The sequence below is a fragment of the Streptomyces sp. TBY4 genome, from assembly GCF_024213195.1.
Classification (GTDB): domain Bacteria; phylum Actinomycetota; class Actinomycetes; order Streptomycetales; family Streptomycetaceae; genus Streptomyces.
Genome location: NZ_JANAVF010000010.1, coordinates 112,843 through 136,819 on the forward strand (window position 1 = coordinate 112,843; position 23,977 = coordinate 136,819).

A 23,977-nucleotide genomic window follows, 5' to 3' on the forward strand; every position below is an offset into this window, starting at 1 on the left:
AGGCACGAGCCGAACATGACTGCCACCCGTACCGACGCGACCACGGCCAAGGCCGCGCACAAGACCGCTGCCACGATCACGGCCATCGTCACCGGCTCCTCCAGCGGCATGGGCCTGGACATCGCCCGTGCCTTCCTGGCGAACGGCGCGAACGTCGTCCTCAACGGCCGGGACGCCGACCGCCTCGCCAAGGCCGCCGTCACCCTCGGCCATCCCGAACGGACGGCGTGGGTCGCGGGCGGCACCGCCGCGGCGGAAACCGGAGAAGCGCTCGTCCGTACGGCGCTCGAGCGCTTCGGGCGGATCGACGTCCTGGTCAACAACGCCGGCACCTTCGAGCCGAAGCCCTTCACCGAGGTGACGGAGGAAGAGCTCGACGGCTATCTGACGGGGAACCTCAAGGGCACCTACCTCACCACGCAGGCGGTCGTACGGGCCCTGCGCGCCCAGGGCGAGGGCGGCAGCATCGTCAACATCGGCACCGTGCTGGTGGACCACGCACTGGCGGGCTTCCCGGCCTCCGCGCCCGTGGTCAGCAAGGGCGGTGTGCACGCGCTGACGACGAGCCTGGCCGCCGAGCTGGCCGTAGACGGCATCAGCGTCAACCTGGTGGCGCCCGGCATCATCCGCACACCGCTGCACGCGGGCTCGGACGTGGACTCCTACGGCGGACTCGCGCTCCAGGACCGGGTCGGTGAGGTCGCGGAGATCTCCGACGCCGTGCTCTACCTCGCCCGTGCGGGGTTCGTGACCGGCCACTCCCTGCGCGTGGACGGCGGCCACGTCACCGGCCGCCGCATCTGAGGCACCTGCCCCTGTCGATCACCACCACGAGAACGAGAAGAGGAACCCCCATGCCCTACGTCAACGTCAAGATCACCCGTGAAGGCGCCACCGCTTCGCAGAAGGCGGAGCTCATCGCGGGCATCACCGACCTGCTGGTCAAGGTCCTCGACAAGGACCCGGCCACCACGTTCGTCCTGATCGACGAGGTCGTCCTGGAGGACTGGGGCGTGGGCGGCGTCCCGACCGACGAGTACCGCCGCCGCAACCGGGCCCGCGACTGACCCCCTGGTCAGACGCTGCGCAGGTCCGCCGCGCACAGCTCCGGGCCGATGAAGGGCAGCAGCCGCACCGTGCTCCCGGTGGACTCCAGCAGGCCGTCCAGGACGCCCTGGTGGACGGCGCACACCACCTCGGGCCGGGCCCGGGCCAGCTCGCGGTACGGGCACTCGTGCAGCAGCACCCGACGGGTCCCGGGGTCGGGCCCGGGCGCGTCCCCGGGCGCGAAGCCCATCCGGGCGGCCGCGGCGAACAGCCGCTCCGCAGCCGGCCCGCTCTGCGCGGCCTCGGTCCCGGCCAGTCGGCGCCCCCAGTCGAGCCCGGCCTTGCGGGAGGCGCCCGGGCCGCCCCCGACCGCTTCGGCCAGGGCCTGGGCGAGTTCCCGGAAGGGGGCGTCGGCCGGTTCCTCCCGGAGGTCGGGCCGGGCGGCGGCGTACCGGAGCCGGGGGCGGCCCCGGCCCGGTCCGGCCGAGGCGGTGGCCGTGATCAGACCGGCCTCGGTCAGCGTGGCCAGGTGGTGGCGGACGGTGGCGACCGAAAGCCCCGTGGCAGCGGCCATGTCATCCACGCCCAGCAGGCGGTCCGCCTCCCGCAGCAGGGTCATCAGACGCCGACGCGACGGAACGGCCAGGGCGTGGTGGACACGCTGGGCATCCACACCACGGGGCATTTCGGTCATGCCCCCAATATAATCGATGACCGTTGGTTAAAAGAGAGGGAGGAAGTCCCGGCCCCTCCGCCTCCCGTCTCCTGCCTCCCGCCTCAGGTGCCCGTCCGGACGGCGAGGGACCATTCGTTCAGCACTCCGGCCTTCGAGACGACCGCGTCGGTGATCTTGAGCTTCCAGCTCCCCGGCACGGAGTCGCCGATCAGCGGCGCGAGCAGGGAGGGCGGCTGCGAATCCAGCGTCACCCGCAGGTTCTTGGTGTTTCCGCCCGTGCGGTTGTGGATCACGGCCCGGCGGCCGCTCGGCGCCATCAGCACCACCCGCAGATCGCCGATGCGCGGGTGCTCGATGTCGAGGGTCACCGTCAGGTCCTGGACCGTGCCCTGGCCCTGGAGGGTGATCACGTCGGTCAGGCCGCCGGCGTCGTCCTCGGGGATCAGTGCCCCGGGCGCCGAGTCGCCCCTGACCAGGGTGCCCGCCACTCCCTGCTCACCCGTGCGGAAGGTGAGGACCGGGCCCGGCGCGGAGATGCCGGAGATGGTCAGCCCGGATTCGGTCCCGTCCCACCACAGGGAGGCGGGGCGGCTGCTGTGCGAGACGGCGGTGCCGAGCGTGGGCCCGAACAGGTCCGAGCCGTCGCCCTGGTTCCGGTTGGTCTCCAGGTCCAGGTGGCCGTCGGCCTGGAGGAGCGCGCACTGGTAGTGGCCCACCGGTGTGCCGTTCTGGAACTCGTTCGACCCCGTGATGTCGCAGTGGTAGACGGCGAGCCCGCTCGATGTGAGCTCGGTGTCGAAGCCGGTGCGGGTGCGGTTCTCCACGAGGTAGTACTCGATGTTCTTCCGCTGCGGGTGCTGGTAGATCAGGGCCTCGTCGTACTGGCCCTGCCGGGCCTCGTGGACACCGGGCACGGAGATGTCGACGTCGTGCGTCCAGTGCACGAGGCGCCGCAGGTAGACGCAGACGGCGGACGGGAGGAATCCGTCGCCCAGGTTGTTCCCGGCGGCCATCGCGCAGTAGTTGCCCAGTCCCGCGCTGGAGAAGTCGTCGCCCTCGCGCTCGGCCGTTCCGTAGTCGTAGAGGTCGGGCCAGCGGCACAGGAGGTGGCCGCTCTCGTGGCAGAAGGTGCCGATGCTCAGATCGGCGGCGGAGTCACCGATGCTCGTGACCGTGTAGAGCTCCGTCCGCACGTCGCCGATCGGTGCGACAAAACGGGAGTTGTGCGGCCAGAGGTCCTCCATGAACACGGTGGGGCCCGCGTACATGATGCAGATGGAGTCGACGACGCCGCGCCCGAGCGAGTCGAACCGGCTGAAGTCCACTCCGGCGTCGAGGGCCGCCTGCAGTGCCTCCGGCACGAGCCGCCCCCGGTTCGCCTTGTGCGCGTAGGCGAGGCGGGGCCGGCTCAGACGGAGCGGACCGACCACGGTGTTGGAGAAGCGGAGCCGCCCCGTCGACATGGTGCGGAAGAACTCCTTGACCGAGCAGGTGTTTCCGTTCTCCGCGAAGTTCGGGCTGTTCAGCAGCGCGGAGACCTCGTCGACGGTGACCTGCGAGGGTCTGTCCGGGAAGTCGACCAGGATCGTGAGGCCCTGGACGTCGCCCTCGCTGAGGACGAAGCCGGGGAGCAGTCCCTTGTTGGGGCCGAAGGTCAGCAGGGTGTCGGGGTCGATGGTGGCCCGATCCTCCTCGGAGACCGTCTCCATCAGCCGTTCCTTCACCACGTCCCGCCGGTAGATCTGGCCTTCCCGCAGGTGGCGCGGCAGCCCCTCGGGCGCCGACCGGGACATCGGGATGCCGCTGGAGACGAAGCGTCGTCCGGCGCCGCCGCTGTCGGTCTCGGCGAAGCAGTAGAGGCCCCGGTCCTCGTCGTAGACGACCGAGTAGCCGTCGAGTGTTTCGTACCGTGCGTACTTGTCGTCGCCGAAGGCCACGAGCCGTACGTCACCGCCCTCCTCCTGGGCGAAGGTGAGGGTGTCGCCGAAGATGCCACTCATCGCAAACCGCCTCCCGGATCGGGCACACGAGGGCTGTCGCCTTCAGTGTCCGGTGCGTCCCGGGACGGGCACAGGGCAGAAGAGCCCACGCCGGACGGGGCAGGGTTACCCCGGTGCGGCGGGGATGAGGTCGTGGACGAGGGCGAAGCGCGTCAGATCGGCCCGCCGTCGCGAGCCGATCTTGTCGCGGAGCCGGTCCAGATGGGAGTGCACGGTGTGTTCGCTGATGCCCAGCCGGACGGCGATGCCGTGGTCGGTCTCCCCGTGGGCGACCAGCTCCAGCACCTGCCGCTCACGGTCCGTGACGTGGCACAGGGGTGCGGCCTCCGGAACCGTTCCCACGGCGATGTCGGCGGAGACGTACGAGCAGCCCCCGGCGACCAGCCGGATCGCCGCCAGCATCTCGCGCTCGCCGGCCCGCCGGCTCAGACAGCCGCGGGCTCCTGCGCGCAGCGCGGCCCGGGCCTCGTCCGGCGGGCCGGAGGAGAGCACCAGCACCGCGAAGCCGAGGCCCGCCAGCCGGGCCACCACCTCCGCCAGGCATCCGGGCGGCAGCCGCAGATCGACGAGCAGGACGTCCCCTGCCAGGGCCTCCCCGCGCTCCAGGGCGGCGGTCACCTCTTCGGCCGACCCCGCACCGAGTACGAAGACCGGGCCGCCGGCCGCTTCGAGGACGCGGGCCACACCGTGGCGCAGCAGCGGGCAGTCACCGAGGACGGCGACCCGTCCCGCGTCCGCACTCATGCGCGCCCCTCTCCCGCGGGGGTCCGCACCCGGTGGGAGCGCGACCCCGCCCTTCCAGTCTTGGCCCTCCCGGGCCGTCCGGCATGCCGGACGGCCCCGGACTCCCCACGGCCGCCCGGGGCCCGTTTTCGCGGACTGTTATCGTCCGGTCATGCCCGAGCTCATTGCACCCACCCCCCGTCTGCACGCCTCCTGGCTCGCCGCGCAGGAGGAATGGGGGCCCGACGCCCACATGGACGGCGCGGGGCTCGGCTCCGACGACGACGTGGACAGCCCGGAGGGCTTCGCCGCCTGGACGGAGCGGCTGCGGAGCTACGGGGACCGCACGGTGCCGCTCGAACACGGACGGGTCCACGCCACGTACTGGTGGATCGCCGAGGGGGACGCGTACCTGGGCGCCATCGACCTGCGGCACTACCTGAACGGCTTCCTGCTCGACGCGGGAGGCCACATCGGCTACGGCGTGCGCCCCTCGGCCCGCCGCCGGGGCCTGGCCGGCTGGGCCCTGGGCGAGGTCAAGCACGAGGCCCGGCTGCTGGGGATGGACCGGGTGCTCCTCACCTGCGACCCCGGGAACCAGGCCTCGATCCGCACGATCGAGAACGCCGGAGGCGTGCTGGAGGACGTCCGCGAGACCCTGGTCGGCCCCAAGCGGCGCTACTGGATCGACCTCTAGCTGTCTACCGCGAGGCCGGACGGGGCGCGTGAGACGGATGGTGCGGCTGGGGTGTGAACGCCGGCGCCGCGGGCGCCGGGCCCAGGGTGGTCGTACCCGGAGCGGCCCGGTGGCCCAGACCCGTGCGGTAGGCGTCCAGCGCCGCCTCGGTGCGGCCGGCCCGGCGCAGCAGGTCCCCCAGGAGCCGGCACAGGTCCGCGAGGTCGCCCGTCGCCCCGCTGCGCTCCAGCAGCGCCAGGGCCTGCACGTAGTGCTCCTCGGCGGCCTCGGGCTCGCCCCGCTCCTCGGCCATGAGCCCGAGGAGCCGGTGCGCCCCGCCCGCGTGCACGGCGCCGTGGCTGTGCCCGAGGTCGAGTAGCTCCGAGAGCAGCAGGGCGGCCTCCTCGGGGCGGCCGAGCCGGCGCAGTACGTCGGCCAGCTCGACCTCCACCTGCGCGGTGTACAGGGCCGCCCGCCCGGCGACGAGCATCTCCCGGGCCGTGCGCAGTTCGCGCTCCGCGGAGGCGAGGTCCCCGTCCTGGGCCTGGACGTAGCCCCGCATCCAGTGGCAGTGCGCCAGATCGGTCCGCAGCTGCAACTGCCCGTAGATCGCCTGCGCCTTGGCCAGCGAGGCGTCGGCATCGGCCACCCGCCCCTCCGTCAGGAAGGTCCGCGCGACCTGCCGGTGCATGCCCGCCACCAGGGCCGGGTCGGTGACCCGGGGGGCCAGTGCCAGGGCGAGTTCGGCGGCGTGGGCGGCCCGGGCGTGGGCGCCCATGTCGATGTACGGGCCGATGACCGCGGCGTAGAGCAGCACCAGCGCCTCGGGGTCGGCCAGTCCGCTGGACCCCAGCTCGTCGATGGTCGATTCGAGCAGGTAGCAGGCGTAGCGCAGCTCCCCGGCGAGCAGGTGCGCCACCGCCCGGCCGCGGATCGGGCGGGCGCGGCGGGGGAGCGGCTCATCGGCCAGGAGCCGTTCCGCCGACTCGAAGTGACCGATGGCGGCGGGGAGTTCGCCCGTCTCCAGGGCGCAGTCGCCCAGTCCGAGCAGCGCACCGACCTGTTCGTCGGCGAGCCCGAGTTCCTCCGCTTCGGCCAGCAGCCGCCGGTAGTGGACGGCGGCCTCCTCCGCAGCGCCGGAGGCCAGGAGTTGCTGGGCGTCGGTGAGGGCGAGGCGCAGCTCGGTGGCCAGTCCGGCGGGGCGTCCGGTGGACAGTTCCTCGTAGGAGGTGCCGAGCCGCCCGGCGAGGAAGCGCAGCGCGGTCTCCGAGGGGCGCACCTTGCCCGACTCCAGGGTGGAGACATAGGCCGGGGTGTACGAGGGCTGCGCCAACTGGCGTTGGGTCATGCCGAGTTCGGTGCGCATGCGCTGAACCCTGCGGCCGATCTCGGCCGGTTCGTCCATGGGATCCCCCTGGTTGCTCGGACCGCCAAGTATTCAGGGGGAGCGGGGCATTGCGCACCCGTCGTGCGCCGCCTAATTTAAGCAACCGGTTCACTCTGCTTACACATCTCCTTAACTCCCTTCACCGCAGGAGGATTTCATGCACCGTGCCAGACGCCCGGCCGCCGCCCGGACGGTCCTGCGGGCGGCCGTCGCGGCGGCCTGCGCGACCGCCGCGCTGCTGGCCGCCGGACCCGTCCGCGCGGCCGGCGAACCGGTCGCACCCCGGCTGGTGGTGGAGATTCCGGGACCGGAGCAGGGCGGTGACGCCGGATCGGGCCACACCCGGGTCCCCGCCCGGTCCGGCCCGGCGGCCGGGAAGGGCGCCCGGCTCTCCGAGGCGGAGCGGGCGGCGGACGGCGAGGTCGTCAAACTCGTCGACAACGGCCCCACCGGCGACCGGCTGGACGTGGTCTTCGTCGGCGACGGCTACACCACGGCCGAACTGGCGAAGTTCCGCACCGATGCCCAGGCGAAATGGGCCGAGGTGACGGCCGTGGAGCCGTACGCCACGTACCGGAACCTCTTCAACGTCTGGACGGTGGACGCCGTGTCCCGGGAGTCGGGCGTCTCCGGGGACCCCGACCGGGCGACCGTCCGCGACACCGCCCTCGGCGCGTACTTCTGGTGCGAGGAGATCGAGCGGCTCCTGTGCATAGACCAGCCCAAGGTCGACTCCTACGTGGCCAGGGCGCCCGAGGCCGACCTGGTCGTCGTCCTGGCCAACAGCGCCAAGTACGGCGGCGCCGGCTACAACGAGCGCAGCGCCACCCTCGGGTACGAGGGCATCTCCACCGCCTCGGCGGACAACGCCAAGTCCGGGCAGGTCGCCATCCACGAGACGGGCCACTCGCTCGGCAAACTCGCCGACGAGTACTTCTACCCCGGTGTCCCGGACTACGAGAAGTACACCGGGCCCGAGCCGGCCGAGTCCAACTCCTCCACGCTGACCGCCGACCGGATGGCCGACCGCCAGGTCAAATGGCACCGCTGGCTGGGCGAGCCCTCCCCGGACGGCGGCGCCGTCGGCACCTACGAGGGCGGCGGCTACTTCGCCACCGGGCTCCACCGGCCCACCGACAGTTCGCTGATGCGGGTCCTGGGCAAACCCTTCAACCTCCCCGGTACCGAAGCGATGATCGCCGGCTTCTACCAGCACGCGCGGACCGTCACCCCGCTCACCCCGACGGACCGCACCCTGCGGACGCGGCACACCGCCAGGGCGGCCGTCCCCCGGCTCACCGGAGCCGACGGCCGCCAGCTCCTCGTCCGCTGGTACCTCGACGGCCGGGAGATCGGGCGGCTCGCGGGCCGGACCGAGGTCACCGTCGCCGAACTGCGACTGCGCGACCTGCGCACCCACACCCTGTCGGTCACCGCCGAGGACCGCACCCCCTCGGTCCGCGACCCGGAGATCGCCCGCACGCTGCGCTCCACCGCCGGCTGGACCGTCCGCCGGTAGCCGGGGCGACCTGTTCCGCCCGGGACGGATAATGGCACGGCACGTACCGAGCGGAGAGTTGAAGAAACGATGACGCTGAAAGAAGGCCGGCGGGTGAGGCTGGCGGCCGACACCCGGCTGACCGACTGGGTCGCGATGACCGAGGACCCTTCGGACCCGGCGGCGGCCGGAACCGTCGCCGGTTCGCTGTCCCTCGCCGCCGGCACCGAGGGCACCGTGGTGCGAGTGGTCGAGCACGACCTGCAGACCCAGGAGTCCCGCGAGTACGAGCGGCTCAAGTCGCTCCTCGACGCCTACGGCACGGGCATGCCGACGGAGAGCCGGAAGCAGCTGGAGGAGAAGGTCGCCGGGCTGGAGCCCGCCTGGGCCGCCTACCGGGCGGAGCCGCTCCGGGTGACCGTCCGGGTGCGCTTCGACAACGGATTCATCCTCGACGACGCGCGCGAGGACGTCTTCGACCCCGCCTGACGAGCTGAGCGCACCTACGGGGCCAAGGCCGCGTCCACCGCCGCCTCGGCGTGCAGGCGGGCGGTCGGGAAGAGCGGTACGGGGCTGTCCGCCGGGCCGACGAGCAGCTCGATCTCCGTGCATCCCAGGACGACCCCCTCCGCGCCCCCGGCGACGAGGTCCTCGATGACCCGGCGGTACGCCGCACGCGATTCCTCGCGGACGACACCGAGGCAGAGCTCCTCGTAGATCACCCGGTGGACGAGCGCGCGTCCCTCGGCGTCGGGGACGCGTACGTCGAGCCCGCCCGCGGCCAGCCGGCCCCGGTAGAACTCCTCCTCCATCGTGAACGCGGTGCCGAGCAGTCCCACCCGGCGCAGTCCGGCGCCGCGGACGGCGGCGGCCGTGGTGTCCGCGAGGTGCAGGAGCGGGACCGGCACGGCGGCCTCGACCGCGTCGGCGACCTTGTGCATGGTGTTGGTGCAGATCAGCAGGAGCTCCGCGCCCGCCGCCGCCAGCGAGCGTGCGGCGTCGGCCAGTTCCTCGCCGGCTTCCTCCCAGCGGCCCTGGACCTGCAGGCGCTCGATCTCCGCGAAGTCCACGGAGTAGAGCACGCAGCGGGCGGAGTGGAGCCCGCCGAGGCGTTCGCGGGTCCGTTCGTTGAGGATCCGGTAGTACTCCGCCGTCGACTCCCAGCTCATACCGCCGATCAACCCGATCGTCTTCATGCGTGGATCATAAGGGAGTTCTCGTCATGCCCGCTCATGTATAAGTCTCCCTTTAAGTGTCTGTGGGCGGAGGCTCCAGCGCGTCGAGCACCCGGTGCAAGGGCCGCCGCAGGGCGACGGCCAGGGGCCGGGTGTCCGCGCGGGCGTAGGCGACCAGCCCTTCGCGGGCGGCGGTCACCGCGGCCCGGGGGTCCTCTCCCGACAGGGCGCGTTCGACGGCCCGCGCGGTGAGCGAGGCCAGTTCGGGAAGCTGCAGACGGGCCCGGGCGAGGTCGGGAGCCAGGTCGTCGCGGCCGGCGAACGCGTCGACCTCGCCGGCCAGGGTCGCCACGTGCACGGCGAGCCCGTCGGCGGCGGCGATGCGCTCGGCCCGGAGGCGTACGGCGCCGCGCTGACGGCGGCGCAAGGGGTTGAACCGCAGGGCGCGCTCGGCCTCCCGGGCCCGGGCCGCGCCCGCGTGCACCGCTTCGACGTGTACGAGCACCCGGGCGAGGTTGTCGCGGGCCGCGGCCGGGCCGCCGCCCAGCACCGCCGCCGTGCCGGTCAGGGAACGGCTCAGCCGGGCACCGCAGTCACCGGCGACGGCCCCCAGCACGCGCTGGGGGTCGGGCGGCCACAGCAGCGGGGCGAGGAGGATGGTGACCGCCGCGCCCGCCGCGGTCTCCCACACGCGGTCCAGCGCGTAGGAATCGGGGGAGGTGTTGGCGAAGACCAGCAGCGAGGACAGCGCGACCTGGATGTTGAGCGCGCCGCCTGCCCGCAGGACCATGCCGACCCCCAGGCCCAGGGCCACCACCAGGGCCAGGGTGAGGGTGGAGGGCTGCCACAGGTTCAGGACGGCGATCGCGAGCAGCACGCCCGCCACCACCCCCAGGATCCGCTGCAGCGAGGTGCCCAGGGCCGTCATCGGATCACCGCGCAGGGCCACCAGGGGGACCATCGCCGCGAACACCGGCGGCTGGTCCGCGCCCAGCCACAGCGCGACCTGCCAGGCCGCGGCCACGGTGACCACCATGCGGGCGGCCGCCGGACCCTCGGCGCGCAGGACCTCCAGTCGGGCGCGGCTCAAGGGCGGTGGATCCGGTCGACGCCGTACCACTTCGCCACACAGGCGGCGACCCAGTCCCGCTCGTAGGTCCGCGTGAAGAAGGGCTCGGCGAGACCGCCGATGTACAGGGGTTTGTACCCCACGTCGGTGGCACCCCGCCCGGCCTCGGCCCGGATGCGCGCGTCCTGCGCGTCCCAGGCCACCGAGCGGCTGACCGTGACGGTCGTGAGCCGCCGTACGTCCGGCACCAGGACGGCCACCGAGGCCAGCGCCAGACAGCCCGTCACCACGGCGCCGGCCAGGAGCGCCGGGCCCGCGGTCCGCCGCCCCCGCAGCCGCCGGCCGCCCCACGCCCCCAGCAGGGCTCCGTAGCCGCAGAGGGCCAGCTCCATCGGGACGAGGTAACTCGTCCAGGTCCGGGCGTACGTCCATCCGGTCGGCCCGTAACCGCTGCGCAGGCCCACCACCACCGCGAACGAGCCCAGCAGCACCACCGGCACCGGGACCAGCAGAAGGGCGGCGAGCGTCCCGCGCGGCACGGTCCGCGGCGGCTTCCCCGTCCCGGGCCCCGCTGCGGGCCCGGGACCGCACCGGCGGCCCCTCCCCAGGACAACCGCCAGCCCCAGCAGGAACCCGACGGCCGCGGCTCCGAGGTAGGCCGGCCGGCCGGTGACGGAGTCCCACATGTGCAGCCAGTCCTCGAAGGTGGCCCGGAGCTCGTCCGAGGACAGCATCGACTCCTTGGGCGGCTGCTGCGCCCGGCGCCACCGCGCGCCCGGGGAGGTGTAGAGCACGACCAGGCCGACGAGCAGCCCCGAGCACCAGACCAGGCACCAGGTGAACGGCCGCCAGTTCCGCGCCAGTCCGAACCGGGGCAGGCAGAGCAGCCCGACGAGCGCCGCGAGGAGACCGCTGACCAGGGTGAAGGGCTCGCTCAGGGTGCCCATCGCGAAGCCGATGAGGAACGCGGCGGCCAGGCCGGCCACCCGGACGGCGGCACGGGGACGGTCGGCGGTCCGCAGGGCCAGCAGCAGGGCCCACACGCCGACGACGCTCGGCACGGTGTGGGAGATCGTGGCGGGCGCCCACAGCAGCACCTGATAGCTGCGGGGTCCCGCGAAGTAGACGAGGGCCTGGACGACCAGCGCGCACGCGGTCAGGACCAGTACCCGGGGCCTGCCGCCGAGGAAGCGGACGAAATCGCGCCCCAGCAGCACCAGTCCGACGGTGAAGGCGACGGCGATGACCGTCGGGAGGATCTTGGTCCCGGCCGGTCCGTCGGCGTAGACGAGGCCGCTGAGGAAGGCGTTGGTGATCCGGCCGTTCTGCGTCATGTAGAAGTCGGAGGTGATGCCGAAGACTCCCAGGTCGCGGGCCTTCCACCCGGCGCACCAGTCGTCGGACGTGGGCCGCACGTACAGACCGAGGAAACACCCCACCGCGACCAGCGCCCCCGCGGCGGCGACGAGCACCACCGCGACGACCGGCAGCACCCCGCGCAGGAGCGTGCGGCCGTTTCCGGGACGGGTGCGTTCGCGCTGGCCGCTTTCGGGCGGGGTGTCTTCGTGCTGGCCGCTTTCGGGCGGGGTGTCTTCGTGCTGGCCGCTTCCGGACCCGGCGCTTTCGCGCTGGCTGCCTCCGGACTCGGTGCCTTCGTGCTGGCTCCCTCCGAGCCCGGTGCTTTCGTGGCGGCTGCCTCCGGGCCCGGTGTCTTCGTGCCAGGTGCCTTCCCGGTCCGTGCCTTCATGCCCGGCGCGCTCGGGTTCCGCGGCCTCGTGCGGCCTGCGTTCGGCCTCGCCTTCGCCCTCGCCCGCAGCAGTGCTCATGTACCCGCCCTTCGCAGCGGAACCCGGCCGGCAGAGGCGGCCCGCGCATCCGCCGCCCGCGGTGACCGGCCGGCCCGCGGACACCCATGATGTGCACGGCCCGCGGCCCCCGGCATCCCGGGTGCGCCAGGCCGGTCACGCAGCCGCGACCCCTCCGCGGACCCCCGGTCACCCGCACGGCGCGCGTTCCGTGGCAGCCTCCGCCCGGCGCGCCCAGGATGGGGAGCCAGGGTCCCGCGCGCACGCGGGCCCGGCGGAGGGAGCGGCGATGCCCGGTGTCCGGACCGGCCGTTGGGCGGTCGTCACGGCGGCCCTGGCGAGCGTCGCCGTACCCCTGTGCACACCGGTCCCTCCCACCGCCCGGTACCCGGGCCACCACGCCGCCGACCCCGTCCGGTACGGAGCCGCGCACGCCCGGGACACCGCGCCGCAGGACGGCGGCCCGGCGCCGCTCGCTCTGCCCGCGGGCCACCGGGGACGGGGTGAGGCGCAGCCGGGCCACGCCCGCATGGCGGCGCTCGAGGCCCCCGCCGCGGGGCTCCTGTCCAACACGACCACCGCCGAAGGCGTTCCGGCGTCCCTCGCCGCGGACGCGCGCTACGTCCCCGGGAGCCACGTCCTGCGGCTCGCCTCCGGCCGGTGGATGTACCTGCCCGACGCTGCGACGGCCCCGGCCGTGGTCGCCCCCGGCCATCCGCCCGCCCGGCGGCAGATCGAGCGCAGCCGGGCCTGGCTGGCCGCCGGCCGGGTTCCCGGCGCCTCGCCCGAACAGCGCGCGGCGGCGGAGCGGGCCCTGCTGGCCATGCGCGCCCTACTCCGCCCCAACGGGGCCCTGGCGGCGGGCTGGAGCCACGGGTGGAAGTACTCCTGGCCGCGCGACTCCAGCTTCGCCTCCGCGGCCTTCGCGCACACCGGCCACGACGCCGAGGCCTACCGGATCCTGCGCTACAGCGCCGCCACCCAGCGCGCCGACGGCACCTGGGAGGCCCGTACGAAGCTCGACGGATCGGGGCCGCCCGACGACAGGACCTGGCAGCTCGACGCCAACGGCTGGGTGCCCTGGGCCACCTGGCAGTGGTACCGGACGGCCCCCGCTGCCACCCGCCGGGACCGGCTGGCCACCCTCTACCCGATGATCCGCAAGGCCGCCGACCGCGCGGCGGGCTCCCTGCGGGCGGACGGACTGCCCTCGGCGTCCCCCGACTACTGGGAGCTGACCACCGCCACCCCGAACATCGGTACCGCCGCACCGCTCCTCGCCGGGCTCAACGCCTCCGCCGACCTCGCCCGGGAGGCGAACCGGCCCGGGGACGCAGCCCGCTGGGCCCGGGCCGCACGGAGGCTGTCCGGCGCGATCTCCGCGCGCTTCCTCCCCCTCGGGTACCAGCGCACCATCGACGGACGCCACGGGCACGACAGCGCGGTCGCCTTCATGGCGCCCCCCTTCAACGAGGCCCCCGCCGGCCTGGCCGCGGCCCTGGACACCAGCTACCGGGAACTGCTGCTGCCCAACGGCGGTCTGACCCCGGGGAACGATCCCGGGGCGCGCTGGGGTGCGTACGCCTGGACACCCAGTACGGCCTTCTTCGCGCTCGCCTGGGCCGGTACGGGCCGTCCGGAGCGGGCCGGACAGGTCCTGGACTGGGTGCTCTCCAAGCGGAACGCGCTCGGTGAACTGCCGGAGAAGGTGGACGGGAAGGGCCGGCCCTGCTCGGTGGCCCCCCTCGCCTGGACGGGCTCCCTCACGGTCCTGGCCCTCGTGGCCCTCGACGGCACGGGGCTCCCGACGCCACCCCTGCGCTCCTAGGGGGGTGTCGCGCGGGGGTCAGACGGGCCGCGTCCCCCCGTCCGGCGGCGGTACGGCGCGGACGTGCTCCAGCGCGGCCAGGAGCCGGCGGTAGGCGAGCTTCTCAGCCTCCACCGCCTGGCCGAGGGGCACGTAGTACGGGTCGCGGCGCATGCGCGCCTGGACGGCGGCAGCCCGGCGGAGCTCCCTCGTACGCTCCACCTCGTTCCCCGCGTCCACGTACGCGGCGTCGAGGAGCCGGTGGTCGAGGACCTGTGCGAAGGCCCGGTCCGCCAGGACGCCGAGCCGGTCGAGGTCCTCGGCGCAGCGCTCGGGGGACGCCCCGGCGCATCCCTCGTCCAGGGCCCGGGAGAGCGATCCCGCGGTCGCCCCGAGCTCCGGGTACCCCCAGGCCGGCGCGGTGTCGTCCGTGCATCCGGTGGCGAGGAACAGCAGCACGGCCACGGAGGCCACGGCACGGGCCGGTCCCGGCCCCTTCCGCACGCGCGGGCCGGGACGAGGGGCCGTGGGATCCCTCCGCACGGGTGAGCACGAGGTCATGGGCACGCCGATCACGGGTCGAGTGGGGCGGGACGGGGCCGGGGAGGCGGCCCGGGGCCCGGCGTGATCCGCCGCCATCGTCGCCCGCACCGCTCAGCGCTGCCACCCGGAGCCCGCGCGACCGCCCGGCGCGGCGGCGGCCGGCGGGACCGCCGGGTACCAGGGGGAGGAGGGCGGAGGGCCGCCGGCCGGCGTGGAGTCCGCCGGGGGAGCGTTCAGGACGTGCAGGGCCGCGTCCAGGCCGAGCACGGCGCCGACGGCCGTGCCGTCCCGCGGGACCAGGGCCGCCGGGGCGCCCGTGTAGTGCATCTGGGACTCGTACCAGGACGGTCCGCCGTCCGTGGCCGAAACGCCGACCGTGCCGGTGGCCGCGCGGCCCGTGAGCATGCCTCCGGCGACGCCGACCGAGCCGTAGCCGCCCGCTCCGCCCGCCTCGGTGACCGGGGAGAACTGCGGCGCGGTCCCGCCCGCGGTGGCCAGGCTCGTGGCGACGGTGCCCGTGCCGGGGCGGCGGAAGTACAGGGAGACGCCGTCGCCCTTCGCGTTCGCCGAGAGCGGCCCGGTGGTCGCAGGCAGCCCGGTCGGGACGGGGGCGCCGAAGGGGGCGTCCGGGGTCCGCTGGACCCAGGCCAGCACGCTCTGCGCGGTGGCCGCGTACACGTGCCGCCGCCCGGCCGCGTCCGTCGCGGTGACCGGGTCGCCCTGCAGCCCGGAGCCGCCCAGGGACTCCCACCCGCCGAAGGGGCCGCCGGGAGCCTGCTGCGCGCTGGCACGCAGGGTGCGCCGGGAATCGCGTACGTAGACGGTCATCCGGCCGGTACGGTCCAGGGCCACGGCCGGGGCGCTGATCGCCGAGGTCCCGGACACGTCCTCCGTGTCCGGGGTGCCCAGCGACACCCAGGGGCCGAAGGGGCCGTCGGGCGAAGCCTGGACGGAGTGCACGAGCTCGCGCCGGTACTCCTGGGGCGTGGCGCCGAGCGTGGTGCGGGTGCCGAAGACCGCGATCCTGCCGTCGGGGAGCCGGACCGCCGCCGCCCCGGTGTCCATCCCGGACCCGTCGAGCAACTGGGGTCCCTGCCAGGGGACTTCGTGCCCGGGGCGCGACCAGTAGGCCATCCGTCCGTCCAGCACGGCGAAGGCCCACAGCCGGCCGGAGACGCCCTCGGCCATCCAGGAGGTGACGTCGCCCCGGCCGTAGCGGATGGTCTGGCTCCAGCCGGCGCCGGCGGGCCGGGTGGCCGTCTTGCGGTCCCCGCAGCCGGCGGGGCTGCCGCACCAGTTCTCGTGGTCGGACCAGGCGTAGGTCTTGAGGTAGCCGAGCTTCTCCTCGGCGGCCCGCGGGTCGAGCGCCGGGGGCAGGGAGCTGTTGGGGTAGCTCACGTAGTTCTGGACCGAGAAGTGCGGCCGGTCCGCGGACTTCGCGTACCGCTCGGCGGCGGCCTGCACGAAGCGGGCCCCGTACATGTGGTCCTGGTGGTCGAGGAAGGCGCCGCCGGCGCGCGACCGTCCGGGCGTCGGGTCCTGCGTCCGTATCGTGGTGGGCCGGTACCGCGCGAAGACCGCGGCTATGGCCTCCACGACCTGGTCCTTGTCGTACGAGAACCCGTTCTTGACGGGCGTGCCCGAAGTGAGCTGGGACCCCAGGGCGGTGACCCGGCCGTCCCACAGTCCGCGCAGACTGTCCGGGTTGTCCCCGGAGATGCTGCGGGCCTCCCGCAGCTGCATCCAGACCAGATTGACCTCGGGCCGCGCCACGAGGACGTCCACCTCGGCGCTCCCGCCGCCGACGGTGGGTATGGAACGGCGCTGCCAGGCGCTGGTGCGGTTGCCGGTGGCCATTTGCGCGTAGGCGGCCCGGATGCCGTTCTGCCGGGCCTCCGCGTAAGCGGCGTGGTCGGCGGGGCCGGCCGGGTCCTGCAGGTGCGGGCTGTGGGCCTCGTTGCGTCCGTCGGCCTCGCCGGAGGTGAGGTAGACGGTGGCGACCCCGACGCCGGTGGATATGGAGCGGCTGAGGTCGGGGTTCATGAAGAAGAGGTCGTCGTCGGGATGCGCGACGACCTGGAGGACCGTGCCCCCGGTTACGCTCGGGCGGAGCGCAGGTCCGGCGGCCGCCGCCGATTCCGGAGCGGCCCCGTAGCCGTAGGCCCAGGTCGTCACGCCGACGGCGCCGACGGTGAGCGCGCCGAGCAGGCCCGCGAGGCGGGTGCGGCTGGCCAGGGACATCTGCAACGCCTCGGGGATCGATCGGTGGACGGTCGGGTGCGGAACTCGGGCTGAGGGGCGGTCGTTGCCCCGTCGGCCCCACCGCTTTCCGGAGGCGACCGGCGCCGATTATGCCTCGCGCGTGTGCGCCTGACACACCGTCGAGTCGCCTATCGGGCGCTATAAACCGCTATGCCCTAATCACCTGAATTGATCCGTTTTATCGCGTCGGGCCAGAGGCGAGGCTCCACCCCGCCACCCGCAGGTCCGAACCGTCCGGGACGGGACCACACCCCCGGTACGTACGGCTGTGAACAGGGCCGGAGCCCTGGTGAGGGCGGGGGAGCCCCGGCCTTCGCACCTGACGCCAAGTCGGTCGCAAGGCGGCGCACCGCCCGGGTCGGCCGGACGGGAGGGACGCCTCCCGTGTGAGCGGATCCACACACCGGGCGGCCGGCCCGGGGCCGCGCCGGCGGTCGGCCCGGATCCGTCGCGCGGCACCGGCGGCCGGCCGGTGAGCGGGTGGTGTGGGCGGGGCCGTCGCAGCGAGCAGCGCCTTCCCCGGAGCCGAGCCGCCCGTCCCCATCGAGGGGTCGCGGTACACGGACGGCGCCTGCGCGCCGGAACGAACACCGACCTCGCGCACGCCGCCCGTCGTAGAGCCATGCCCCCCTGCCCCTCCGCGAGCCATCCGCCGCCCCCACCGAGCCACGGTGCGTCGACGGTCTGGTTCGGCCTGGCGGCGGCCCGTCTGCGCCCCGACTCGGTTGGTCTCGGCCCGACCGCGGCCGGACTGCGGCCCGACGCCGGCCCTGGTCGGCCTGGCGGTGGCCCGGCTCGGCCCGACGGAGGTGTGACTCGTTCCGGCCGCGCCCCGGCCGCGCCCCGGCCGCGGTCTGCCTCGGCCTGACCGCGGACCGGCCGCGGCCACCCGTGCCGTCGGCACGGCCCCGTTGCGCCGGCCGGGTTCGCCGTCATTCGGTCGGCGCAGCCGGGTGGTGGAGCGGCCGGGGCGGCTCCGTGGGCCGGGGGCGCTGGCCGAACCCGCAGGCCGGGGGCGTGCGTTCCGCATCCTGAAGGGCTCGCCGTCTATCCCCGGCCGCCCCGCGGATGGGAACCTGGAGCTGTCGCTCAGCCGAGCGCGGGCGCCCCCACCCTTCCCCCCGGACCCAGGCCGTCTCCTTCGGATCTTGCCCGGCCCGCGCCGCCCGGTACCGCACCGCACCTCGCCGCACCCGCACCGGACCACGCGGGTCCGTCCGACGAGACCCGAAGGAGGCGGCCTCGTGCGCGCCCCTGCCGTCGACCTGCCATCAAGGGAGTTCACCGCATGCAGACCCGTTCAGCCGATGACGTGCGCAAGCGAGTGGTGTGGGGGATAGCCCTCGTCCTGATCGCCGTCACCGCGCTCCTCGGAGCCGGCCCCGCTACCGCGACCGCAACCGCAAACATAATCATCGCCACCGCCCCGCCCGTACCTGTCCTGTCCTGGGGCCCCTGCTCCGACGGCCAGGGCGACGGCTTCGAGTGCGCCACCGCCCAGGTGCCGCTCGACTACCGCCGGCCCGCCGGAGCGACGATCCCGCTGGCCGTCACCCGGCGGCTCGCGGCCGACCGGGCCCACCGCACCGGCGTCCTCGTGCTCCACCCCGGCGGACCCGGAAACTCCGGCGTGAACTTCGCCCGCAACAGCTACGCCGCACTCCCCGCCGCCCTCCGCGACGGCTTCGACGTCGTCGGGTACGACATGCGGGGCGTGGGGCGCAGCGGCCAGGTGGAGTGCTGGAACGACGCGGAGTACTCGGCCGCCGTCGACGCCGCGCGCGGGGTCCCCGGACCGGGAGCCCTGCGGACCGCCCTCCGGCAGGGCCAGGAGTTCGCCGCCGCCTGCCGGGAACGCGCCGGCGGCCTCGTGCCCTTCGTAGGCACCGGATCCAACGCCAAGGACCTCGACCTGCTGCGCCAGGCCCTCGGCGAGGAGACCCTCACCTTCTACGGCCGCTCCTTCGGCAGCTACGTCGGCACCGTGTACGCCGCGCAGTTCCCGCGGCGCGTGCGCGCCATGGTCCTGGACGGGGCCTATGATCCGCACCGCTACGCCGACGTGCCCTACGCCTACGACGCCGCGCAGTTCACCGCCCTGGACGCGGCGGTCGGCCGGTTCCTCGACTGGTGCGCGCAGAACGCCACCGCCTGCGGGTTCGGCGGGGGCGATGCGCGGGCGGCCTTCGAACAGCTCAAGCGGGACCTCGACGCCCACCCCGTCATCACCCCGAGCGGACGCCCGGCCACCGGCTACACCCTCGCCTACCGCCTGATGTTCAACATCAACTCGGGCAAGGAGATCTGGCCCTACCTGGGCGAGGCGCTGGCCGCGGCCCAGGCCCGCAAGACCTCCTTCCTGCTGTCACCCCCCTCACCCGGATCCTTCGACTTCCTCAACGTCAACCTGGCCGTCGAGTGCGCCGACCGCGTCTACCCCACGAGCCGGCTCCTCCTGGGTGCCGTGGTCGGAGCAGAGTCCGCCTCGGCCCCGCTGCTCGGGCCGCCCATCGGTCTGGGGCCGCCCACCTACGACCACAACCACGCGCCCGCCTGCGCGCAGTGGCAGGCTGAGCGCCCCAGCCGCTACGAGGGCTCCTACCGGGCGGCCGGTTCCGCCCCGATCCTGGTCCTCGGGACCACCGGGGACCCGGACACCCCGTACCAGGACGCCGTGGCCCTGGCGGGCACGCTGGACGCCGGGCGGCTCCTGACCTTCGCCGCCGAGGGGCACACCGCCTACAACCGGAGCGCGTGCGTCAGCGCGCTCGTCAACGACTACCTGGCCACCCTGGCCCTGCCCGCACGGGGCACCGTCTGCGCGGACGAGGCGCCCCCGGAGGCGCTCGGCCGCCGCACCACCGGTCCCGTGGAAGCCGACGAGACGAACGACGTGATCCCCACCCTGCGCTGACAGGGGATCCGCCTCAGCTCCCCGCCCCGGTTTCCGCCACGGGTGTGCCGGGGCGGGCCAGGCGGGCGAGGTAGCGCTCCAGTCCGGTCGCGTCCTCGCCCGCCCAGCCCACGTACCCGTCGGGCCGGACCAGGAAGAGCCCCTTGCCGTACGGCTCGTACGGTCCGATCCGGTGCACCCGCAGGAACTCCGCGAACTCCCCTCTCATGGGCGGCAGTTCGACGTCCGTGCCGACGGCGAGCAGGGTGAAGTGCGGTCCCCGGAACAGGTCGAAGAGCCTGCGTCCGTCCGGCAGCGGGCCGTCGGGGGCCCGGTCCCCGGCTTCCAGGGCGCCCGCGGCTCCCTCGGAGAGGGGGCCGTCCCGGTAGCCCAGGCCGAGCTGGCGGGTGGCGCTGCCGCGCTCCTCCTGGCCGCGGTGGATCCGCGTGGACAGGCCCAGCACGTGCGCAGCGACGGGTCGGCGTTCCTCCTCGTAGGTGTCCAGGAGCGCGGGGTCCGCGCCGTGGCGCAGGACCTGCCCGAGCTTCCAGCCGAGGTTGTAGGCGTCCTGCACGCTGGTGTTGAGGCCCTGGCCGCCGGCCGGGGAGTGCACGTGCGCCGCGTCGCCCGCGAGCAGCACCCGGCCGGTGCGGAAGCGGTCGGCCAGGGCGACGCGCGGCCTGAAGTCGGAGGCCCACCGGACCTCGAGGACGTCCTCCGCGTCCAGGTGGGTCAGGGCGGCGACCGCAGCGGGGATCCCGGAAGCGGTGGAGACAGGGGAGTCGGCGGAGTCGGTGCGGCCGGTCGAGGTCTCGGAGCGCGCGACGAACTGGTGCTCCTCGGTGCCCGGTAGCGGGCACAGCGCGGCGAACCCGCCCTCCGGGCCGGGGAACAGGTGCCAGTGGTCCCGGTCCAGGGCCCCCGGGCGCAGCCGGACGTCGGCCACCACCATCGGGGCGGGATCCACGGTCTCGCCGGTCATGCCGATGTCCAGGGCCCTGCGGACGGTGGAGCGGCCCCCGTCGGAGGCGACCAGGTAGGCGGCGCGCACCGTACTGCCGTCCGAGAGGTACGCGCTCACCCCGTCGGCGTCCTGGTCGAAGCCGGTCAGTGCGGCGCCGAAGCGGACCCGGCCGCCGAGCCCGGTGAGGCGCTCGAACAGGATCTCCTGGGTGCGCCACTGGGGCAGGAGCCGGGCCCGCGGATGCGGCTCGGTCTCCGTGGGGCCGCCGGCTCCGGCGTCCCCGAGCATGTCGTGCTCGCCCGCGGGCCGGCCGTCCTGCCAGATCAGCCCGATCGGTGCGTGGGCGCTCGCCTCCCGCACCGCGTCCCCCACCCCGAGGTCGTCGAGGACCTCCAGGGTCCTCGGCTGCAGCCCCTTGCCCCGCGAGCCGGGGAAGAGGGCGCCGGCCCGCTCGACGACCAGGGCGCGGACACCGCGCCGGGTGAGGTCCAGGGCCAGGGCCAGTCCGGTGGGGCCGGCGCCGACGACGAGCACGTCGGGGGCCCCGATTTCCTTAACGTTGTTAAGTTCGGTCATGGCTACGAGAATGTGCTTAACGCTGTTAAGTTGTCAAGGTGGTGAGAGAAGAACGAGAAGCGAAGCCCGAACGGGCCCGGCTCGACCGGGCGACGGTGGCCTCCACCGCCCTGCGGCTGCTCGGTGACGTGGGCCTGGAAGGGCTGACCCTGCGGGCCATCGCCAAGGAGCTGGACGTCAAGGCACCCGCCCTGTACTGGCACTTCAAGGACAAGCAGGCCCTGCTCGACGAGATGGCCACCGAGATGTTCCGCCGGATGACGGCGGATCTGGACGCGGCCCGTCCGCCCGGCGACTGGGTGCAGGCGCTGGAGGCCGCGATGCGGGGGCTGCGGGGACACCTGCTGCGCTACCGGGACGGGGCCAAGGTCTACAGCGGCACGCACTTCACCGACATGAGCTACGCGGCTCCCATGGAGGCCCATCTGCGGACCCTCGTCGCGGGCGGCTTCACGGCCGCCGGGGCGGCCCGGGCCTGGTTCACCGCCTACAGCTACACCATCGGGTACGTGATCGAGGAGCAGTCGATGGGCCCGCTGCCCGGCTCGGAGGGTGAGGGCTACGACCTGGAGGCCCGCGCCGAACGGCTGGCCGGCTACCCGCTGACGGCCGAGGCGGGCCCGGAGATGTTCCGCGACCAGGACGCCGGCTTCGAAGCGGGCCTCGCGGCGGTGCTCGCGGGCATCGCCGCGACCCTGCTCCCGCCGCCGGCGCGGCCGGCCCCGCACGCCCCGTAGTCCCTGCGATCCGCGTCAGGGCATCAGCGTGTCCAGGCGTCAGAGTGTCCCGGCGTCAGTGCGTCACGGCATCGGCGCGTCCCACCCCGGCGCGGCAGCGCGTCAAGGCGCCAGCGCGTCGGGGGTCGCGACCGCCGCGCCCAGCGGCTCGCGCCGGGGCGCCGGTGCCGGCGCGGTGATCAGGACGGCGGCCGTGGAGGCGGCCAGGAGCATGATGCCGGCCGCCCACCACAGCGCGACCCCGAACCCGTGCACCATCCCCTGGGCCTCGAGCAGCCGCTCCGCGGTGGCCGCGGGGACCCCGTCGGCGGCGGCCCGCGCCGCTTCCGCGAGGTGCGAGGCGGCGTAGGCGGTCGCGGCCGTGCTCGCGATGGTGTTGAGGAGCGCCGTCCCGATCGCCCCGCCCACCTGCTGGGCCGTGTTGACCGTGGCCGAGGTGACCCCGGAGTCCTTGCGCGCCACCCCCTGGGTGGCGGTCGACATCACGGGCATGAAGACCAGGCCCATGCCGAACCCGAGGACCAGCATGGCGGGGAGCACGTGCGTCGCGTACGAGGAGTCCACCGTGAGCCGCGTGAGGAGGACCAGGGCCACGGTGGCCAGGAGCAGCCCGGGGACGATCAGCGAGCGCGGGGCGAGCCGGTCCAGGAAACGGGCGGAGACCTGGGTCGCGCCGGTGATGATCGCCAGGGTCATCGGGAGGAAGGCCAGCCCGGTCCTGACGGGGGAGTAGCCGAGGACGAGCTGGAAGTAGTAGGTCATGAACAGGAACAGGGCGAACAGTCCGATGGTGGCCAGCGCCATGGTGACGAGGCACCCGGCGCGCGTCCGGTCGCCGATGATGTGCGGGGGGAGCATGGGGTCGCTCGCCCGCGTCTGCCACCAGCCGAACGCGGCGAGCAGGACGATGCCCCCGGCCAGGAGCCCGATGACCAGGGCGTCGGACCAGCCGCGCGGCTCGGCCTCGCTCAGCCCGTAGACGAGGGCCACGAGCCCGCCGCACCCGAGGACCGCTCCCGGCACGTCGAGCTTCGCCCCCGTGCGGCCCGTGCCGCGCAGGAAGGCGAAGGCGCCGAGGACCGCGACGGCGGCGATGGCCACGTTGACGTAGAGGCACCAGCGCCAGTTCAGGTACTCGGTGAGCAGGCCTCCGGCGATCAGGCCGAAGGCGCCGCCGCCGCTCGCGATCGCCGCGAACACCCCGAAGGCCTTGGCGCGTTCCCGGGGGGCGTCGAAGGTGGTGGCCAGCAGCGACAGGGCGCACGGGGCGAGGAGCGCCGCGAAGACACCCTGCAGCGCCCGGGCCGCGAAGAGCATCCCCGGTCCGCCCGCCGCGCCGCCCAGGCCGGAGGCGAGGGCGAAACCGCTCAGGCCGATGACGAAGGCCCGCCTGCGGCCGATGAGGTCCGCGATGCGCCCGCCCAGCAGGAGCAGCCCGCCGAAGGCCAGCGAGTAGGCGGTGATCACCCACTGGCGGTTGCCGTCCGACATCCCCAGATCGAGCTGGGCGGAGGGGAGCGCGATGTTCACGATGGTGGCGTCGAGGACGACCATCAGCTGGGCCAGCCCGATCACGGCCAGCGCCCACCACCGCCGGGGATCGGGCGGGCCCGCCGGGGCGCCGCCGGCGGGCCGGGGCGAGGCGTCGGGCATCGGGCCGGATGGGGTTCCGCTGGCGGACGTCATGCGGTCAGCCAAACACGGATCGTGATGTTCGGCCCGCCTGGAGATCCGGTGGTGGGACGCGGTGCGACGCGATGGGACCCGGGTGGGACCCCGCGCCCTCAGCCGGAACGGCCGGACGGGTGGGCCGGCCCCAGGAACCGGTGCGGCCTGCGGAGCCGGAGGGGCCGGTGGAGCCGGCCGGCCCGGCCCGGCCGTGCGCCCCGGGCCGCAGCCACGGGGCCGCCGGGCCGCACGGCCGCCGCCCGCTGCCGCCGCACATGGAGGCGGCGCAGGGCCGCGTACAGGCCGGCGGTGAGCACGCCGGCGGCGCACCAGGCGCCCAGGATCATGAGGATCGTACTGAGGACGGCCACGGGGACTCCTCGGGTGGGAACGGCACCGCCGGGCGAGCCGGGCAGGAGGCGCTCGCCGTGACCGACCCGTACCCGGCGCAGGCGCAGTTCACGCCCGCCG

The 23,977-nt window shown here is 74.4% G+C and carries 20 protein-coding genes; 8 read left to right on the forward strand and 12 right to left on the reverse strand.

Going from position 1 to position 23,977, the window contains the following annotated elements; translation table 11 throughout:
* Nucleotides 1-15 precede the first annotated feature (15 nt).
* Together NLX94_RS23790 and NLX94_RS23795 are read left to right on the forward strand one after the other, a co-directional pair.
* Nucleotides 16-804, forward strand: coding sequence for an SDR family NAD(P)-dependent oxidoreductase (locus NLX94_RS23790; protein ID WP_254385046.1), 789 nt, complete (start codon nucleotides 16-18; stop codon nucleotides 802-804).
* Between the two features lie 50 nt (nucleotides 805-854).
* Nucleotides 855-1,067 (forward strand): 4-oxalocrotonate tautomerase family protein, encoded by a 213-nt coding sequence (locus tag NLX94_RS23795; protein ID WP_254385047.1) that lies wholly within the window; start codon nucleotides 855-857, stop codon nucleotides 1,065-1,067.
* A gap of 8 nt (nucleotides 1,068-1,075) precedes the next feature.
* Here the strand turns inward: NLX94_RS23795 and NLX94_RS23800 are convergent, their stop codons facing one another.
* The 3 genes from NLX94_RS23800 to NLX94_RS23810 all read right to left on the reverse strand — a co-directional run bounded on the left by NLX94_RS23800 (nucleotide 1,076) and on the right by NLX94_RS23810 (nucleotide 4,467).
* Nucleotides 1,076-1,741: a metalloregulator ArsR/SmtB family transcription factor gene (locus NLX94_RS23800; RefSeq protein WP_254385048.1), complete on the reverse strand. Its 666-nt coding sequence runs from the start codon at nucleotides 1,739-1,741 to the stop codon at nucleotides 1,076-1,078.
* Between the two features lie 83 nt (nucleotides 1,742-1,824).
* Nucleotides 1,825-3,723 carry a M6 family metalloprotease domain-containing protein gene (locus NLX94_RS23805; protein ID WP_254385049.1) on the reverse strand — a complete coding sequence of 633 codons (1,899 nt, stop codon included), beginning with the start codon at nucleotides 3,721-3,723 and terminating at the stop codon, nucleotides 1,825-1,827.
* A 105-nt stretch (nucleotides 3,724-3,828) separates the two neighbouring features.
* Nucleotides 3,829-4,467, reverse strand: coding sequence for a response regulator transcription factor (locus NLX94_RS23810; RefSeq protein WP_254385050.1), 639 nt, complete (start codon nucleotides 4,465-4,467; stop codon nucleotides 3,829-3,831).
* Between the two features lie 151 nt (nucleotides 4,468-4,618).
* Between NLX94_RS23810 and NLX94_RS23815 the strand changes: the two genes are divergently transcribed.
* Nucleotides 4,619-5,143 carry a GNAT family N-acetyltransferase gene (locus NLX94_RS23815; protein WP_254385051.1) on the forward strand — a complete coding sequence of 175 codons (525 nt, stop codon included), beginning with the start codon at nucleotides 4,619-4,621 and terminating at the stop codon, nucleotides 5,141-5,143.
* Between the two features lie 4 nt (nucleotides 5,144-5,147).
* Here the strand turns inward: NLX94_RS23815 and NLX94_RS23820 are convergent, their stop codons facing one another.
* Nucleotides 5,148-6,527: a tetratricopeptide repeat protein gene (locus NLX94_RS23820; protein ID WP_254385052.1), complete on the reverse strand. Its 1,380-nt coding sequence runs from the start codon at nucleotides 6,525-6,527 to the stop codon at nucleotides 5,148-5,150.
* A gap of 139 nt (nucleotides 6,528-6,666) precedes the next feature.
* On the opposite strand from NLX94_RS23820, the gene NLX94_RS23825 reads away from it, so the two are divergent.
* A complete protein-coding gene (locus NLX94_RS23825) occupies nucleotides 6,667-8,028 on the forward strand; it encodes a M64 family metallopeptidase (RefSeq protein WP_254385053.1) in 1,362 nt (453 codons plus the stop codon).
* 69 nt (nucleotides 8,029-8,097) lie between these two features.
* The gene (locus tag NLX94_RS23830; RefSeq protein ID WP_254385054.1) at nucleotides 8,098-8,496 is read left to right on the forward strand and encodes a hypothetical protein; all 399 of its coding nucleotides are present in this window, start codon (nucleotides 8,098-8,100) and stop codon (nucleotides 8,494-8,496) included.
* 14 nt (nucleotides 8,497-8,510) lie between these two features.
* Here NLX94_RS23830 and NLX94_RS23835 read toward each other — a convergent pair whose 3' ends face one another.
* From NLX94_RS23835 to NLX94_RS23845, 3 genes are read right to left on the reverse strand one after another with little or no spacing between them, the layout of a single operon-like run.
* On the reverse strand, nucleotides 8,511-9,203 hold the full coding sequence (locus NLX94_RS23835; RefSeq protein ID WP_254385055.1) for an aspartate/glutamate racemase family protein: 693 nt from the start codon (nucleotides 9,201-9,203) through the stop codon (nucleotides 8,511-8,513).
* Between the two features lie 52 nt (nucleotides 9,204-9,255).
* A complete protein-coding gene (locus NLX94_RS23840; protein ID WP_254385056.1) occupies nucleotides 9,256-10,272 on the reverse strand; it encodes an aromatic acid exporter family protein in 1,017 nt (338 codons plus the stop codon).
* Nucleotides 10,269-12,077: a DUF6056 family protein gene (locus tag NLX94_RS23845; protein ID WP_254385057.1), complete on the reverse strand. Its 1,809-nt coding sequence runs from the start codon at nucleotides 12,075-12,077 to the stop codon at nucleotides 10,269-10,271. The genes NLX94_RS23840 and NLX94_RS23845 overlap by 4 nt, the downstream gene beginning before the upstream one ends.
* A 268-nt stretch (nucleotides 12,078-12,345) precedes the next feature.
* Here NLX94_RS23845 and NLX94_RS23850 point away from each other — a divergent pair, with 268 nt between their 5' ends.
* Nucleotides 12,346-13,884, forward strand: a complete 1,539-nt coding sequence (locus NLX94_RS23850; protein ID WP_254385058.1) for a hypothetical protein — start codon at nucleotides 12,346-12,348, stop codon at nucleotides 13,882-13,884.
* A gap of 18 nt (nucleotides 13,885-13,902) precedes the next feature.
* Here NLX94_RS23850 and NLX94_RS23855 read toward each other — a convergent pair whose 3' ends face one another.
* Both NLX94_RS23855 and NLX94_RS23860 read right to left on the reverse strand, forming a co-directional pair.
* The gene (locus NLX94_RS23855) at nucleotides 13,903-14,328 is read right to left on the reverse strand and encodes a hypothetical protein (RefSeq protein ID WP_254385059.1); all 426 of its coding nucleotides are present in this window, start codon (nucleotides 14,326-14,328) and stop codon (nucleotides 13,903-13,905) included.
* 189 nt (nucleotides 14,329-14,517) lie between these two features.
* Nucleotides 14,518-16,647, reverse strand: a complete 2,130-nt coding sequence (locus tag NLX94_RS23860) for a PIG-L family deacetylase (protein WP_254385060.1) — start codon at nucleotides 16,645-16,647, stop codon at nucleotides 14,518-14,520.
* Between the two features lie 1,309 nt (nucleotides 16,648-17,956).
* Between NLX94_RS23860 and NLX94_RS23865 the strand changes: the two genes are divergently transcribed.
* On the forward strand, nucleotides 17,957-19,582 hold the full coding sequence (locus NLX94_RS23865) for an alpha/beta fold hydrolase (protein WP_254385061.1): 1,626 nt from the start codon (nucleotides 17,957-17,959) through the stop codon (nucleotides 19,580-19,582).
* 13 nt (nucleotides 19,583-19,595) lie between these two features.
* Here the strand turns inward: NLX94_RS23865 and NLX94_RS23870 are convergent, their stop codons facing one another.
* Nucleotides 19,596-21,101 carry an FAD-dependent monooxygenase gene (locus NLX94_RS23870; RefSeq protein ID WP_254385062.1) on the reverse strand — a complete coding sequence of 502 codons (1,506 nt, stop codon included), beginning with the start codon at nucleotides 21,099-21,101 and terminating at the stop codon, nucleotides 19,596-19,598.
* Nucleotides 21,102-21,139: 38 nt separating this feature from the next.
* Between NLX94_RS23870 and NLX94_RS23875 the strand changes: the two genes are divergently transcribed.
* Nucleotides 21,140-21,838, forward strand: coding sequence for a TetR/AcrR family transcriptional regulator C-terminal domain-containing protein (locus NLX94_RS23875; RefSeq protein WP_254385063.1), 699 nt, complete (start codon nucleotides 21,140-21,142; stop codon nucleotides 21,836-21,838).
* 102 nt (nucleotides 21,839-21,940) lie between these two features.
* Here NLX94_RS23875 and NLX94_RS23880 read toward each other — a convergent pair whose 3' ends face one another.
* Both NLX94_RS23880 and NLX94_RS23885 read right to left on the reverse strand, forming a co-directional pair.
* Entirely contained in the window at nucleotides 21,941-23,491 is a 1,551-nt protein-coding gene (locus NLX94_RS23880) for an MFS transporter (protein ID WP_254385193.1), read from the reverse strand.
* Between the two features lie 131 nt (nucleotides 23,492-23,622).
* Complete coding sequence (locus NLX94_RS23885; protein ID WP_254385064.1) at nucleotides 23,623-23,877, reverse strand: hypothetical protein; 255 nt, start codon at nucleotides 23,875-23,877, stop codon at nucleotides 23,623-23,625.
* Between the last annotated feature and the right edge of the window lie 100 nt (nucleotides 23,878-23,977).

What these genes read in the sequence shown, in the direction of transcription:
- NLX94_RS23850 (WP_254385058.1), top strand. Translation starts at nt 12,346, where the DNA reads ATGCCCGGTGTCCGGACCGGCCGTTGGGCGGTCGTCACGGCGGCCCTG.
- NLX94_RS23835 (WP_254385055.1), bottom strand. Translation starts at nt 9,203, where the DNA reads ATGAAGACGATCGGGTTGATCGGCGGTATGAGCTGGGAGTCGACGGCG.
- NLX94_RS23845 (WP_254385057.1), bottom strand. Translation starts at nt 12,077, where the DNA reads ATGAGCACTGCTGCGGGCGAGGGCGAAGGCGAGGCCGAACGCAGGCCG.
- NLX94_RS23790 (WP_254385046.1), top strand. Translation starts at nt 16, where the DNA reads ATGACTGCCACCCGTACCGACGCGACCACGGCCAAGGCCGCGCACAAG.
- NLX94_RS23795 (WP_254385047.1), top strand. Translation starts at nt 855, where the DNA reads ATGCCCTACGTCAACGTCAAGATCACCCGTGAAGGCGCCACCGCTTCG.
- NLX94_RS23880 (WP_254385193.1), bottom strand. Translation starts at nt 23,491, where the DNA reads ATGCCCGACGCCTCGCCCCGGCCCGCCGGCGGCGCCCCGGCGGGCCCG.
- NLX94_RS23825 (WP_254385053.1), top strand. Translation starts at nt 6,667, where the DNA reads ATGCACCGTGCCAGACGCCCGGCCGCCGCCCGGACGGTCCTGCGGGCG.
- NLX94_RS23815 (WP_254385051.1), top strand. Translation starts at nt 4,619, where the DNA reads ATGCCCGAGCTCATTGCACCCACCCCCCGTCTGCACGCCTCCTGGCTC.
- NLX94_RS23800 (WP_254385048.1), bottom strand. Translation starts at nt 1,741, where the DNA reads ATGACCGAAATGCCCCGTGGTGTGGATGCCCAGCGTGTCCACCACGCC.
- NLX94_RS23865 (WP_254385061.1), top strand. Translation starts at nt 17,957, where the DNA reads ATGCAGACCCGTTCAGCCGATGACGTGCGCAAGCGAGTGGTGTGGGGG.
- NLX94_RS23860 (WP_254385060.1), bottom strand. Translation starts at nt 16,647, where the DNA reads ATGTCCCTGGCCAGCCGCACCCGCCTCGCGGGCCTGCTCGGCGCGCTC.
- NLX94_RS23805 (WP_254385049.1), bottom strand. Translation starts at nt 3,723, where the DNA reads ATGAGTGGCATCTTCGGCGACACCCTCACCTTCGCCCAGGAGGAGGGC.
- NLX94_RS23870 (WP_254385062.1), bottom strand. Translation starts at nt 21,101, where the DNA reads ATGACCGAACTTAACAACGTTAAGGAAATCGGGGCCCCCGACGTGCTC.
- NLX94_RS23830 (WP_254385054.1), top strand. Translation starts at nt 8,098, where the DNA reads ATGACGCTGAAAGAAGGCCGGCGGGTGAGGCTGGCGGCCGACACCCGG.
- NLX94_RS23810 (WP_254385050.1), bottom strand. Translation starts at nt 4,467, where the DNA reads ATGAGTGCGGACGCGGGACGGGTCGCCGTCCTCGGTGACTGCCCGCTG.
- NLX94_RS23820 (WP_254385052.1), bottom strand. Translation starts at nt 6,527, where the DNA reads ATGGACGAACCGGCCGAGATCGGCCGCAGGGTTCAGCGCATGCGCACC.